Below are 16,122 nucleotides of genomic sequence, written 5' to 3' on the forward strand. Positions count from 1 at the left end.
GCTTTCATCCGCCATCGAAGTTCGGCTCCTAGAGGGCTGTGGCGTCGGGTGGTGTGCGGGGGTGCCGGGTGGGCGGGGTACCGGTGGCGGTCAGCTGCCGAACTCGGTGTCGATGAGGTCGAAGAGCTCGTCGTCGGAGGCGGTGTCGTAGTCGATCTGTTCCTCGGCGGGCCCGCCGCCGTTCGCCGTCGACCAGGTGGCCAGCAGGCCCTGGAGCCTGGTGGCGACCTGGGCACGGGCCGCGTCGCCGGCCGGGGTCTCGGCCAGCATCGCCTCCAGCCGGCTCAGCTCGACCAGCAGCGGGTGCGAGGTGGCCGCGGCCTCGGCGGCCGGGTCCAGCCGGTCGTACAGGTAGTGCGCCAGGGACAGCGGCGTCGGGTAGTCGAAGACCACCGTGGCCGGCAGGCTCAGCCCCGTCGCCTCCCGGAGCCGGTTGCGCAGCTCGACGGAGGTGAGCGAGTCGAAGCCGGCGTCCTTGAACGCCGTCTCCGGCCTGACCTGATCCGCCCCGGCGTGGCCGAGGACCGTCGCCACCCGGCCGCGCACCAGGTCCAGCAGCAGCGCCTCCTGCTCGGCCGGCGCGAGCCCGGCCAGCCGGCGGGCCAGCCCGCCGCCACCGTCGCCGGCGGCCGCCCGGACGGCCTGCCGGCCGGTGCGGACCAGGCCGCGCAGCAGCGGCGGGACACCGCCGCCGAGCGCGGCGTCGGCGCGCAGCGCCCGCAGGTCCAGTTCGACCGGCACGAGCAGGGCCTCGCCGGTGCGCAGCGCCGCGTCGAACAGGTCCATGCCCGCCTCGGCCGTCAGGGGCCGGACACCCCCGCGCCGGCCGGACCCGTCGGCGGAGCCGTCCGGCCCGGCGGCCTGCGCCCAGCCGCCCCAGGCCAGCGACGTGCCGGGCAGGCCCGCCGCACGGCGTCGGTGCGCCACCGCGTCCAAGTGGGCGTTGGCCGCGGCGTAGCCGCCGGTGCCCGCGCCCAGGAAGACCGAGGACGCGGAGGACATCAGCACGAACGCGCCCAGGTCCGGGGCCAGTTCGCGACTGAGCTCGTCCAGGTGGCGGACGGCGGTCACCTTCGGCGCGAAGACCCGCGCCAGCCGGTCCGGGTCGGCCTCGCCGATCACTCCGGCGTCGAAGACCCGGGCGGCGTGGACGATTCCGGTCAGCGGGTGCTCGGCCGGGACGGCGCCGAGGAGGGCGGCGACCGCGTCCCGGTCGGTGACGTCGCACGCCACCACCGACACGGCCGCCCCGGCGGCGGTGAGTTCGGCGGCGAGCGCCGCCGCGCCCTCGGCGTCCGGGCCGCGCCGGCCGGCCAGGACGAGGTGGCGGACGCCGTGCCGCACGACCAGGTGGCGGGCCGTCAGGGCGCCCAGCGAGCCGGTGCCGCCGGTGATCAGGACCGTGCCGTCCGGGCGGAAGGCCGGCTCGCCGCCCGGTGCGTCGGCGCCGGCGGCGGGGGCCAGGCGCGGCACGTGCAGCGCCGTCCCGCGCACCGCGACCTGCGGCTCGCCGAGCGCGAGCACCTCGGCGAGCACGGTCCCGGCATCGGTCTCGGCGTCGGCGTCGGCGTCGGCGTCGGTGTCGGTGTCGAGCAGGACGATCCGGTCGGGGTTCTCCGACTGGGCCGCCCGGACCAGGCCCCAGACGGCCGCACCCGCCGGGTCGGTCAGGGCGGCGTCGCCGCCGGCCGGCACCGCGCCCCGGGTCCGCACCACCAGCCGGGCATCTTCCAGGGACTCGTCGGCCAGCCAGGCCTGCACCACCGCCAGCACCCGCGAGGTCAGCGTGAGGACAGCGTCCGCGTCCTCACCGTCCGCGACGGCCGGCAGCAGGACCACGGGAGGAACGTCCCCGCCGGCCGTCAGGGCCGCGAGGTCCGCCGCGGTGCTCACGGTCGCCCGGCGGGGCGCCGGCCCGGCGGGCCGCAGCGGGGCCGGGGGCAGCACCGTCCAGTCCACCCGGTACAGCGTGTCGTCACCCGCCGTGCCCGACGCGGCCGCCAACTGCTCGGCGGTGAGCGGCCGCAGCGTCACACCGGCCGCCGTCAGGACCGGGCCGCCGGTCTCGTCGACCGCCGCCAGCGCCAGCGTGTCGGGCCCCTGCACGGTGACCCGCACCCGCAGCGCCGAGGCGCCGACGGCGTGCAGGGCCAGCCCGTGCCACGCCAACGGCTGCCACGTCCGGTCGAGGTCCGCCGCGCCCGCGTCCCGCAGGGCGGGGTGCAGGGCTGCGTCGAGCAGCGCGGGGTGCAGGCCGAACCGGGCGGCGCCGTCCCGCTGCTCCCCGGGCAGGACGACCTCGGCGAACAGCTCGTCGCCGCGCCGCCAGGCCGCCCGGACGGCCCGGAACAAGGGCCCGTACTCGTGGCCGTGCCCGATGAGCTCGGTGTAGAGGCCGTCGACGTCGACCGGTTCCGCACCGGCCGGGGGCCAGACCGCGGTGTCGAACTGCGGGGCGGCGCCCGCCGTAGGCGCCACCGCCAGGGTTCCGGTGACGTGGCGGGTCCAGGTCTCGGCGGCGTCCTCGTGGGCGGAGTACACCTCCACCGTGCGCGCGCCGTACTCGTCCGGGCCGCCGACGGCGACCTGGACCCGGACGCCGCCGTGCTCGGGCACCACCAGCGGGGCCTCGACGACCAGCTCGTCCAGCGCACCGCAGCCGACCTCGTCACCGGCCCGGACGGCCAGCTCCACCAGCGCGGAGCCGGGCACCAGCACGAGGCCGCCGACGGTGTGGTCGGCCAGCCAGGCGTGGGTGCGCAGCGAGAGCCGGGAGGTGAACACCAGGCCGTCGGACTGCGGGAGTTGGACCACCGCGCCGAGCAGCGGGTGATCGGCCCGGCCCTGGCCGAGCGAGGCCGCGTCGGTGGCCGGGGCACTGCGAAGCCAGTAGTGCTCGTGGTCGAAGGCGTAGGTGGGCAGGTCCAGATGAGCGGTCGTGAGCCCGGCGGGCAGGGTTGCGGCCCAGTCCACCGCGACGCCCCGGACGAAGAGTTCGGCGACCGAGGCGAGCAGGGTGTGCGCCTCGGAGCGGCCGTCGCGCAGCGCCGCCACCGCGACCGCGTTCTCGCCGGCGGACTCCGCCACCACACCGCTCAGCGCGGCACCCGGGCCCAGCTCGACGAAGACCGCGCCACCGAGTTCGGCCGCCGCGGTGATCCCGTCGGCGAACCGGACCGGGCGGCGTACATGGTCCACCCAGTAAGCCGGGTCAGCGAGTTGACCCGGCTCGGCCACCCGGCCAGTCACGTTGGAGACGACCGGGAACCGCGCCTCACCCCAGGTCACGTCGGCCAGGACCGCGGCGAACTCGGCCAGCATCGGCTCCATCAGCGCCGAGTGGAAGGCGTGCGAGACCGTCAGCCGCTTGACCTTGCGCCCCTGCTCCTTCAGGCTCTCCGCGGCCTTCAGCACGGCCGCCTCCGCACCGGAGAGCACCACCGAGGACGGACCGTTCACCGCCGCCAAGTCGACGCCATCGCCCAGGAATTCGGCGACCTCCGCCTCCGTCGCGGCCACCGCGACCATCGCGCCACCGGACGGCAGCGCCTGCATCAGCCGGCCTCGCGCGGCCACCACGGCCGCCGCGTCCGCCAGCGACAGCACTCCGGAGACGTGCGCGGCCGTGATCTCACCGATCGAATGCCCCAGTACCGCATCGGGCCGGACACCCCAGGACTCCACCAGCCGGAACAGCGCCGTCTCCACCGCGAACAGACCCGCCTGGGTGTAGACCGTCTGGTCGAGATCGCCCGCCGTGCCGAACACGACGTCCTTGACCGAGTGCTCCACCCGGCCCGCCAACCCCGCGTCCAACGCCGCGCACGCCGCGTCGAACGCCTCGGCGAACACCGGGTACCGCTCGGCCAACTCCCGGCCCATCCCCACCCGCTGCGAACCCTGCCCCGGGAACACCAGCACCGTGCGGGCGGTGTCGGACACCGTGCCGGTCACCAACGCGGCATCGGCCTCCCCGCGCGCCAGCGCACCCAGACCCGCCAGCGCCTCCTCCGACGAACCCGCCAGCACCACCGCACGCTCGGACAGCAACGCCCGCTGCGACAGCAATGCGGCGGCGACGTCCGGCGCCCCGATCCCGGAGGTCTCCACGAAGGGGGCCAGCCGCCCGGCCTGGCCGGCCAGCGACCCCGTGCTCTTCGCCGACAGCACCAGCGGCACCAGGGCGTCGGGGGCGGTCACGACCGCCTGCTCCACCTCGGCGTCCTCCGGCACCTGCTCCAGGATCAGGTGCGCGTTCGTCCCGCTCAGTCCGAACGAGGAGACACCCACCCGGCGGGGGCGGCCGGTCTCCGGCCACGCCCGCGCCTCGGTCAGCAGCTCCACCGCACCGACCGACCAGTCCACCTGCGAGGACGGCGCGTCCACGTGCAGCGTCGGCGGCAGCACCCCGTGCCGCAGCGCCTCCACCATCTTGATCACCCCGGCCACGCCCGAAGCCGCCTGGGTGTGGCCGATGTTCGACTTCAGCGAACCCAGCCAGAGCGGCCGCTCCGGGTCGCGGCCGCGGCCGTAGGTGGCCAGCAGCGCCTGCGCCTCGATCGGGTCACCGAGCACCGTCCCGGTGCCGTGGCCCTCGACCGCGTCGATGTCGGACGGGGTCAGCCCGGCCGCCGCCAGGGCCTTGCGGATGACGCGCTGCTGCGAGGGGCCGTTGGGCGCCGTCAGACCGTTGGAGGCGCCGTCCTGGTTCACCGCGCTGCCCCGCACCACCGCCAGGACGTGGTGCCCGTTGCGCCGCGCCTCGGAGAGCCGCTCCAGCACCACCACACCCGCACCCTCGGCCCAGCCCGTACCGTCGGCGGCCTCCGCGTAGGACTTGCACCGGCCGTCGGCCGCCAGGCCCCGCTGCCGCGAGAACTGGACGAACGCGCCGGGGCCGGTCATGACGGCCGCGCCGCTGGCGAGGGCCAGCGAGCACTCACCGGACCGCAGCGACTGCGCGGCCAGGTGCATCGCGACCAGTGAGGAGGAGCACGCCGTGTCGACCGTCACCGCCGGGCCCTCGAAGCCGAACACGTAGGAGACGCGGCCGGAGGCCACACTGCTGCCGGCGCCGGTCGTGACGAAGCCCTCCAGCTCGGCGGGGACATCGCTGCCCGAGCCGTAGCCGGCGCCCATCAGGCCGGAGAACACCCCGACGTCGGTGCCCTTCAGCGTGGCCGGGTCGATGCCCGCCCGCTCCAGCGCCTCCCACGAGGTCTCCAGCAGCAGCCGCTGCTGCGGGTCCATCGCCAGCGCCTCACGCGGCGAGATCCCGAAGAAGCCCCCGTCGAAGAGGCCGGCCTCGTGGAGGAACCCGCCCTGGTCGACGTAGGAGGTGCCGGCCTTGTCCGGGTCGGCGTCGAACAGGCCGTCGAGGTCCCAGCCGCGATCGGACGGGAAGCCGGACATCGCGTCCCGGCCCTCGCTGACCAGCCGCCACAGGTCCGCCGGGCTCGCCACGCCGCCGGGCAGCCGGCAGGCCATCCCGACGATCGCGATCGGCTCGCCGGGATCGGCGGCCACCGCCGGCAGCGCGGGCGCCGCCGGGACACCCGTCCCCGTCGTCTCCCCGAACTCACCGTGCAGGTGACGGGCGAGCGCGAGCGGGGTCGGGTGGTCGAACACGACCGTCGCGGGCAGCTTGAGGCCGGTGGCCTCGCGCAGCCGGTTGCGCAGTTCGACCGAGGTCAGCGAGTCGAAGCCGGAGTCACGGAACGCGGTGTCGGTCTTGACGCCCTCCGGTCCCGCGTGGCCGAGCACGGTCGCCGCGTGCGTGCGGACCAGCTCCAGCAGCAGCGCCGCCTGCTCGTCCGCCGCCAGCCCGGCCAGCCGACCGGCCAGCCCGCCCGTGCTGTCGCTCGCGGCAGACCGCGCGGTCTGCCGGCTCACCCGGATCAGGCCGCGCAGCAGGGGCTGCACCTCACGGCCCGCCGCCGCGTCGGCGCGCATGGACCGCAGGTCGAGCTTGATCGGGACGAGCAGCGCGTCATCGGTGCGCAGCGCCGCGTCGAAGAGGTCCAGGCCTTCCTCCGAGCCCAGCGAGCGGCTCCGGCTTCGGCCGGTCCGGGCCTCCGCCGCGGTGTCGAGGTGGGCGGTCATCGCGGTGGCCTGTTCCCAGAGGCCCCAGGCCAGCGACACGGCCGGCAGACCGTCGGCGCGGCGCCGGTGGGCGACCGCGTCCAGATACGCGTTGGCCGCCGCGTAGTTGCCCTGCCCCGCCGACCCGAACACCCCGGCCGCCGACGAGAAGAGCACGAACGACCGCAGCTCCGGCGCCAGTTCACGCGTCAACTCGTCCAGATGCCGCACCGCGCTCACCTTCGGGGCGAACACGTAGGCCAGTCGCTCGGGCGTCAGAGCGCCGATCACCCCGTCGTCCAGGACGCCGGCGGTGTGCACCACACCCGTCAGCGGGTGCTCGGCCGGCACCGCCGCCAGCAGCGCCGCCACCGCCCCACGATCGGTCACATCACAGGCCACCACCGACACCGACGCCCCGAGCCCGGCCAACTCCGCGGCCAACTCCGGCGCACCCTCGGCATCGAGACCGCGCCGGCTGACCAGCAGCAACTGCCGGACCCCGTGCCCGGTCACCAGCCGCCGTGCCAGCAGCCCACCGAGGGTGCCGGTGCCGCCGGTGAGCAGGACGGTACCCGCCGGGTCGAACGCCGGGGCCGGGTCGGCCTCGACGGCGTCGACGGCACGGTCGGCCGACCCGGTGGCCCGGGCGATCCGGGGCGCGAACAGCGTGGTCCCGCGCACGGCGACCTGCGGCTCACCCGTGGAAAGCACGGCGGCGAGCACCGGTTCGACGTCGGTACCGGGGGCGGCGTCGGTGTCGAGCAGCACGATCCGGTCCGGGTTCTCCGCCTGGGCGACCCGGATCAGACCCCAGACCGCCGCACCCGCCGGGTCCGTCACCGCGGCGTCGCCGCCGGCGGCCACCGCACCCCGGGTGACGACGACCAGCCGCGCCGCCTCCAGCCCCCGGGTGGCCAGCCAGGCCTGGACGATCTCCAGCACCCGGCCGGTCAGACCGAGCGCCGCGTTCTCGTCCGCGGCGTCCCCGACCGCGTCCAGGACGACGACGGGCGGCACGCCCGAGCCGTTGGTCAGCATGGCCACGTGGTCCGGGGAGGCCACCGGCACCCAGGCCGGCGGCAGTTCCAGGCCCGGAGCGGCGCTCGTGGGCAACTCCGTCCAGTCCACCCGGAACAGCGCGTCCCGGCTCTCCTCGGCGCCCGCCCCGCCCAACTGGTCGGCGGACACGGCGCGCGAGACCAGCGAGCGGAGCGTCAGGACGGGTCCGCCGGTCTCGTCGGCGGCCTCCAGGGAGAGGGTCTGCGCATCGGACCGCACCAGGCGGACCCGCAGGGCCGAGGCGCCGGCCGCGTGCAGCCGCAGCCCGTTCCAGCCGAACGGCAGGTGCACCTCGGACTCGCCGCCCGACCGGTTCTCGCCCGTCGGATCCCCGAGCGCCACCTCCAGCATCACGGGGTGCAGGGCGGCGTCGAGCAGCGCGGGGTGGATGCCGAACCGGGCGGCGCCGTCCCGCTGCTCCTCGGGCAGGACGACCTCGGCGAAGAGCTCCTCGCCGCGCCGCCACACCGCCCGCACGCCCTGGAAGGCCGGCCCGTAGCCGTACCCCGCCTGCGCCAGCAGGTCGTAGCCGCCGGTGACGCCCACCGGCTGCGCGTCGGCGGGCGGCCAGGCGGTGAAGTCGAACGCCGGACCGGCGGCGTCCGAGGTCGCCGTCAGCGTGCCGGTGGCGTGGCGGGTCCAGGTGTCGCCCCCGGTGTGCCCGGCGGCGTCCTCGCGGACGGAGTAGATGCCGACGCTGCGGGCGCCGGTCCCGTCGGGGCCGCCGACGGTGACCTGGACCCGGACGCCGCCCTGCTCGGGCAGCACCAGCGGGGCCTCGATCACCAGCTCGTCGAGGGTGCCGCAGCCGACCTCGTCACCGGCCCGCACCGCCAGCTCCACCAGACCGGTGCCGGGCACCAGCACGGCGCCGCCGACGGCGTGGTCGGCCAGCCACGGGTGGGTGTGCAGGGAGAGCCGGGAGGTGCAGAGCACGCCGCCCGTCTCGGGTACCGCCACCACCGCGCCGATCAGCGGGTGGTCGACGCCGGCCTGGCCGAGCGAGGCCGCGTCCGTGGCCGGGGCGGTGCGCAGCCAGTAGTGCTGCTGGTCGAAGGCGTAGGTCGGCAGGTCCAGCTGGGCGGAATCGGCACCGGTGGGGAGCACGCCGGTCCAGTCCACCTCGATGCCCCGGACGAAGAGTTCGGCCATCGAGGTCAGCAGCCGGCGCGGGCCGCCCTCGTCGCGCCGCAGCGTCCCGGTGACCACGGCCTCGGCCTCGGCCGCGTCCACGATCTCGTTGACCGGCTGGACCAGCACCGGGTGGGCGCTGGCCTCCACGAACACCGTGTGGCCCTGGCCGAGCAGTTCGGCGACCGCCGGCCCGAAGCGGACCTGGCCGCGCAGGTTGCGGTACCAGTACCCGCCGTCCAGCACGCCCGCCTCGTCGACCCACCCACCGGTGACGGTGGAGAAGAACGGCACCAGCGGGGCCTGCCCCCGGATGTCCGCGAAAGCCTCGGCCAGCGTCCCCTCGATCGCCTCGACGTGCCGGGAGTGCGAGGCGTAGTCCACCGCCACCCGGCGCACCCGCACCCCGTCGGCCGCCAGGACCGCCAGGGCCTCGTCCAGCGCCTCGGCGTCACCGGCCACCACCACGGACGTGGGGCTGTTGACGGCCGCCACCTCCACCCGGTCGGCCCAGCGCTCCAGGCGCTCGACGGCCTCAGACTCCGAGAGCGCCACCGAGGCCATCCCGCCACGCCCCGCGAGACTGCCCGCGATCACCTGGCTGCGCACCGCCACGATCCGCGCCGCGTCCTCCAACGACAGCGCACCCGAGACGCAGGCCGCCGCGATCTCGCCCTGCGAGTGACCGACCACCGCGTCCGGGACGACACCCACCGACGCCCAGACGGCGGCCAGACCGACCATCACCGCGAAACTCGCCGGCTGCAGCACATCCACCCGCTCCAACAGCTCGGCCGGAGCCTCACCCCGCAGCACCTCGACCAGCGACCAGTCCACCCAGCGCTCCAGCGCGGCGGCGCACTCCGCCACCCGCGCGGCGAACACCGGCGAGGAGTCCAGCAGTTCACGCCCCATCCCGACCCACTGCGAACCCTGCCCCGGGAACACCAGCACCGACCGGCCCGCCCCGGACGGGCTGCCCGTCACCAGACCGGGAGCCGACTCGCCCCGCGCCAGCGCCCCCAGCCCGGCCAGCACCTCGGACCGCGAACCCGCCACCAGCACCGCACGCTCACCGAGCACCGCCCGCCGCGTCGCGAGAACGCCGGCCACGGCGGCCGGCGACACCGATCCGGACGCCTCGACGAAGGCCGCCAGCCGCTCGGCCTGCCCGGCCAGCGAGGCGCTCGACGCCGCCGAGACCACCAGCGGCACCACACCGTCGGGCGCGGCCTCGACCGCGACCGGGGCCTCCTCGGGGGCCTGCTCCAGGATCAGGTGCGCGTTCGTCCCGCTCAGCCCGAACGAGGAGACACCCACCCGGCGGGGGCGGCCGGTCTCCGGCCACACCCGCGCCTCGGTCAGCAGTTCCACCGCGCCGACCGACCAGTCCACCTGCGGTGTCGGCTCCTCGACGTGCAGGGTGGGCGGCAGCACCCCGTGCCGCAGCGCCTCCACCATCTTGATCACGCCCGCGACACCCGCCGCCGCCTGGGTGTGGCCGACGTTGGACTTGACCGAGCCGAGCCAGAGCGGGAGGTCCGCGGCGCGGCCGCGGCCGTAGGTGGCGAGCAGCGCCTGCGCCTCGATCGGGTCACCCAGTGAGGTGCCCGTCCCGTGGGCCTCGACCACGTCGACGTCGGTGGTGGACAGGCCCGCGTTGGCGAGGGCCTTGCGGATCACCCGCTGCTGCGACGGGCCGTTCGGCGCGGTCAGACCGTTGGAGGCGCCGTCCTGGTTCACCGCGCTGCCGCGCAGCACGGCCAGGATCCGGTGTCCGTTGCGGCGCGCCTCGGAGAGCCGCTCCAGCACCACGACCCCCGCGCCCTCGCCCCACCCGGTGCCGTCGGCCGTCGAGGAGAACGCCTTGCACCGGCCGTCGGGGGCCAGTGCCTTCTGCCGCGAGAACTCCACGAACGTGTGCGGCGTCGCCATGATCGTCGCGCCGCCGGCCAGCGCCAGCGAGCACTCGCCCGAGCGCAGGGCCTGCGCCGCCAGGTGCATCGCCACCAGCGAGGACGAACACGCCGTGTCGACCGTCACCGCCGGACCCTCGAAGCCGAAGACGTAGGACACCCGGCCGGAGGCGACGCTCATCGCCGAACCGGTGGCGGTGAACCCGCTCAGCTCGGGCGGGATGACGCCGCCGATCCCGTAGCCCTGCGTCATCACACCGGAGAACACCCCGACGTCCCGGCCCTTCAGCGAGACCGGGTCGACCCCGGCCCGCTCCAGCGCCTCCCAGGACATCTCCAGCAGCAGCCGCTGCTGCGGGTCCATCGCCAGCGCCTCACGCGGCGAGATCCCGAAGAAGCCCGCGTCGAAGAGCCCCGCGTCGTGCAGGAAGCCGCCCTGGTCGACGTAGGAGGTGCCGATGTTCTCCTGGTCCTCGTCGTAGAGGCCGCCCACGTCCCACCCGCGGTCCACCGGGAAGCCGGACACCGCGTCGCGGCCCTCCGACACCAGCCGCCACAGGTCCTCCGGGGTGACCACGCCGCCGGGCAGCCGGCAGGCCATCCCGACGATCGCGATCGGCTCGTCCGGGTCGGCCGCGACCACCGTGGGGACGGCGGCGGCGGCAGCGGTGTCACCGAGCTCCTCACGCAGGAAGCGGGCGAGCGCCACCGGCGTGGGGTAGTCGTAGACGACGGTCGTGGGCAGGTTGAGGCCGGTGGCCTCGCGCAGCCGGTTGCGCAGCTGGACGGAGGTCAGCGAGTCGAAGCCGGCGTCCTTGAACGCCTTCTCCGCCTTGACGTTGGCCGCCCCGGCGTGCCCGAGCACGGTCGCGACGTGCGTGCGCACCAGCTCCAGCAGCAGGGTCTCCTGCTCCGCCGCGGCCAGCCCGGCGAGCCGGTCGGCCAGCCCGGAGGCGGTCCGGACGGCCCGGCGGCCGACGGGCACCAGGCTGCGCAGCAGCGGCAGGACTCCGCGCCCCGTCGCGGCCTCGGCCCGGACGGCCCGCAGGTCCAGCTTGATCGGCACGGTCACGGCCCGGCCGGTGCGCAGGGCCGCGTCGAAGAGCTCCAGGCCCTCCGCCGGCGCGATCGCGAGGAAGCCACCCCGGTTCACCCGGCTCTGGTCCGCCTCGGTGAGGTGCGCGGCCATGCCGCCGGCCTGTTCCCAGAGGCCCCAGGCCAGCGACACGGCCGGCAGACCGTCGGCGCGGCGCCGGTGGGCGACCGCGTCCAACTGGGCGTTGGCCGCCGCGTAGTTGCCCTGCCCCGCCGACCCGAACACCCCGGCCGCCGACGAGAAGAGCACGAACGACCGCAGCTCCGGCGCCAGTTCACGCGTCAACTCGTCCAGATGCCGCACCGCGGTCACCTTCGGGGCGAACACGTAGGCCAGTCGCTCGGGCGTCAGAGCGCCGATCACCCCGTCGTCCAGGACGCCGGCGGTGTGCACCACACCCGTCAGCGGGTGCTCGGCCGGCACCGCCGCCAGCAGCGCCGCCACCGCCCCACGATCGGTCACATCACAGGCCACCACCGACACCGACGCCCCGAGCCCGGCCAACTCCGCGGCCAACTCCGGCGCACCCTCGGCATCGAGACCGCGCCGGCTGACCAGCAGCAACTGCCGGACCCCGTGCCCGGTCACCAGGTGCCGCGCCAGCAGCGCGCCCAGCGAACCCGTGCCGCCGGTGACCAGGACGGTACCCGCCGGGTCGAACGCCGGGGCCGGGTCGGCCTCGACGGCGTCGACGGCGCGGACCAGGCGCGGCGCGGACAGGGTCCTCCCGCGCACGGCGACCTGCGGCTCGCCCGTGGCCAGCGCCGCGGCGAGCACAGCGTCGACGGGGGCTTCAGTACCGGTGTCGGTGTCGGTGCCGGTGCCGGTGCCGGTGTCGAGCAGCACGATCCGGTCCGGGTTCTCCGCCTGGGCGACCCGGATCAGACCCCAGACCGCCGCACCCGCCGGGTCCGTCACCGCGGCGTCGCCGCCGGCGGCCACCGCACCCCGGGTGTGCACCACGAGGCGCGAACCTTCGAAGTGCGGCGCGGCCAGCCAGGCCTGCACGGTCACCAGCACCCGGCCGGTCAGAGCGAGCGCCGCGTTCTCGTCCGCGGCGTCCCCGACCGCGTCCAGGACGACGACGGACGGCACCGGCTCAGCGTCGGTCGGCGCGGTCACCTCCGCCGGGCCGGACAGGGCGGTCCACCGCACGGCGACCGGGGCGGCCGCCGCGGGCAGCTCGGTCCACTCCACCCGGAACAGCGCGTCACCACCCGCCGCGCCCGCCGAGGTGGCCAACTGCTCCACCGCGAGCGGACGAAGCGTCACCGCCTCGGCCGCCAGGACGGCGGCGCCGGTCTCGTCGGCGGCCTCGAACGACAGTGTGCCGGCGCCGAGTCGGGCGAGTCTGACCCGCAGTGCCGCCGCGCCCGTGGCGTGCAGCACGAGCCCGCTCCACCGCAGCGGCTGCCACAGCCGGTCGCCGTCGGCCGCCACGGTGTCCCGCAGGCCCGGGTGCAGGGCGGCGTCGAGCAGCGCCGGGTGGATGCCGAAGCGGTCGGCCTGGTCCCGGTGGTCCTCGGGCAGGGCGATCTCGGCGAAGAGTTCCTCGCCGCGCCGCCACAGCGCGCGCAGGCCCTGGAAGGCCGGGCCGTAGGCGTAGCCCTGGGCGACCAGATCGGGGTAGAGGTCATCGATGTCGGCCGGCTGTGCCCCCGCCGGGGGCCAGGCCGTGAAGTCGAAGGCCGGGGCGGCGTCGCCGACCGCGGTCGGCGCCAGCCGGCCGGCGGCGTGGCGGGTCCACGTCTCGGCGGCGTCCTCGCGGGAGGAGTAGACCTCCACCGTGCGCGCGCCGCGCTCGTCCGGGCCGCCGACGGCGACCTGGACCCGGACGCCGCCGTGCTCGGGCACCACCAGCGGTGCCTCGATCACCAGTTCGTCCAGCGTGCCGCAGCCGACCTCGTCACCGGCCCGCACGGCCAGCTCCACCAGACCGGTACCGGGGACCAGGACCACTCCCCCGACGGCGTGGTCGGCCAGCCAGCCGTGCGTCCGCAGCGAGAGCCGGGAGGTGAACACCAGCCCGTCGGACTGCGGAAGTGGGACCACCGCGCCGAGCAGCGGGTGACCGGCGCCGGTCAGGCCGAGCGCCGCCGCGTCCGTCACCGAGGCCATCATCTGGAGCCAGTAGTGCTCGTGGTCGAACGCGTAGGTGGGCAGCTCCACCCGAGCGGCACCGGCACCGGCGGGCAGGGTCTTGACCCAGTCCACCTCGACACCCCGGACGAAGAGTTCGGCGACCGAGGCGAGCAGGGTGTGCGCCTCGGGGCGGCCGTCGCGCAGCGCCGCCACCGACACGGCACGGCCGTCGGCCGTCTCGTCCACCACACCGCTCAGCGCGGCACCCGGGCCAAGCTCGACGAAGACCGCGCCGCCGAGCTCGGCCGCCGCGGTGATCCCGTCGGCGAACCGGACCGGGCGGCGTACATGGTCCACCCAGTAGGCGGGATCGGCGAGTTGACCCGGCTCGGCCACCCGGCCAGTCACGTTGGAGACGACCGGGAACCGCGCCTCACCCCAGGTCACCTCGGCGAGCACGGTGGCGAACTCGGCCAGCATCGGCTCCATCAGCGCCGAGTGGAAGGCGTGCGAGACCGTCAGCCGCTTGACCTTGCGCCCCTGCTCCTTCAGGCTCTCGGCGGCCTTCAGTACGGCCGCCTCCTCCCCGGAGAGCACCACCGAGGACGGACCGTTCACCGCCGCCAAGTCGACGCCATCGCCCAGGAATCCGGCGACCTCCGCCTCCGTCGCCGCCACCGCCACCATCGCACCACCGGACGGCAGCGCCTGCATCAGCCGACCCCGCGCGGCCACCACCGCCGCCGCGTCCGCCAGCGACAGCACACCCGCGACGTGCGCGGCCGTGATCTCACCGATCGAATGCCCCAGCACCGCGTCCGGCCGCACACCCCAGGACTCCACCAGCCGGAACAACGCCGTCTCCACCGCGAACAAGCCGGCCTGGGTGAACACCGTCTGGCCGAGATCGCCCGCCGTACCGAACACGACGTCCTTGACCGAGTGCTCCACCCGGCCCGCCAACCCCGCGTCCAACGCCGCACACGCCGCGTCGAACGCCTCGGCGAACACCGGGTACCGCTCGGCCAACTCCCGGCCCATCCCCACCCGCTGCGAACCCTGCCCCGGGAAGACGAACACCGTACGGGCCGAGCCGCCTCCGGTCACCAGCGCGGCGTCGGACTCCCCGCGCGCCAGCGCACCCAGCCCCGCCAACGCCTCCTCCGACGAACCCGCCAGCACCACCGCACGCTCACCCAGCAACGCCCGCTGCGACACCAGCGCGGCGGCGACGTCCGGAAGCTCCTGCTCCGACGCCCCGACGAAGGCGGTCAGCCGCTCGGCCTGGCCGGCCAGCGAGCCGGCGCTCTTCGCCGAGACCACCAGCGGCACCGTGCCGGCACCCGGCGCGGCCTCGCCCGCGACCGGCTCCAGCTCCTCCTCGGGCGCCTGCTCCAGGATCAGGTGCGCGTTCGTCCCGCTGACACCGAAGGACGACACCCCGGCCCGGCGCACCCGGTCCACCTCCGGCCACGGCCGGCTGCGGTCGAGCAGCTCGACGGCGCCCGCCGTCCAGTCCACCTGCGAGGACGGCGCGTCCACGTGCAGGGTCGCGGGCAGCACGCCGTGCCGCAGCGCCTGGACCATCTTGATCACACCCGACACACCGGCCGCGGCCTGGGCGTGGCCGATGTTCGACTTCAACGACCCGAGCCACAACGGCCGCCCGGGCTCGCGCTCCTGGCCGTAGGTGGCCAGCAGCGCCTGCGCCTCGATCGGGTCACCCAGCACCGTGCCGGTGCCGTGCCCCTCCACCACGTCCACGTCGGCCGGGGTGAGCCCGGCCGCCGCCAGCGCCTTGCGGATGACCACCTGCTGGGAGAGCCCGTTGGGCGCGGTCAGACCGTTGGAGGCGCCGTCCTGGTTCACCGCGCTGCCACGCAGCACGGCAAGCACCTGATGCCCCTTGCGCCGTGCCTCGGAGAGCCGCTCCAGCACCACCACACCCGCGCCCTCGGCCCACCCGGTGCCGTCCGCGGCGTCCGCGTAGGACTTGCACCGGCCGTCGGAGGCCAGCCCCCGCTGCCGCGAGAACTCCACGAAGGTGTGCGGGGTGGCCATCACGGTCGCACCCCCCGCGAGCGCCATCGAGCACTCGCCGCGCCGCAGCGCCTGCGCGGCCAGGTGGATCGCCACCAGCGAGGACGAGCACGCCGTGTCGACCGTCACCGCCGGGCCCTCGAAGCCGAACACGTACGAGATCCGGCCGGACGCCACGCTGCCCGCCGCACCCGTACCGGCGAAGCCCTCCAACTCCGGCGGCACGCTGCCGCCGAAGAAGTAGTCGACGCCCATGATCCCGTTGAACACCCCGACGTCCGCGCCCTTGAGCGAGGCCGGGTCGACGCCGGCCCGCTCCAGGGCCTCCCACGAGGTCTCCAGCAGCAGCCGCTGCTGCGGGTCCATGGCGAGCGCCTCACGCGGCGAGATCCCGAAGAACTCGGCGTCGAACTTCCCGGCGTCACGCAGGAATCCGCCCTGCCCGACATAGGAGGTGCCGGCCTTGTCCGGGTCGTCGTCGAGGAGCGTGTCCAAGTCCCAGCCGCGGTCGTCCGGGAACGCCGACACGCCGTCCCGGCCCTCGCTGACCAGCTGCCACAGGCTGTCGGGGCCGGTGACGCCGCCGGGCAGCCGGCAGGCCATGCCCACGATCGCCACCGGCTCGTCCGCGTTCCGCTGGACCTGCTTGCGCAGGTCGTGCAGTTCGGCCGTGACACGCTTGAGGTACTTGAGGATCTTTTCGTCCGTGGCCAT

The 16,122-nt window shown here is 75.6% G+C and carries 1 protein-coding gene; it reads right to left on the reverse strand.

Annotated elements, in window-relative coordinates; translation table 11 throughout:
• Positions 1-90: 90 nt before the first annotated feature.
• The gene (locus tag ACIQTO_RS24025) at positions 91-16,122 is read right to left on the reverse strand and encodes an SDR family NAD(P)-dependent oxidoreductase (protein ID WP_402391543.1); all 16,032 of its coding nucleotides are present in this window, start codon (positions 16,120-16,122) and stop codon (positions 91-93) included.

Origin of the sequence: Kitasatospora sp. NPDC091207 (assembly GCF_044768625.1) — a bacterium.
Lineage (GTDB): Bacteria > Actinomycetota > Actinomycetes > Streptomycetales > Streptomycetaceae > Kitasatospora.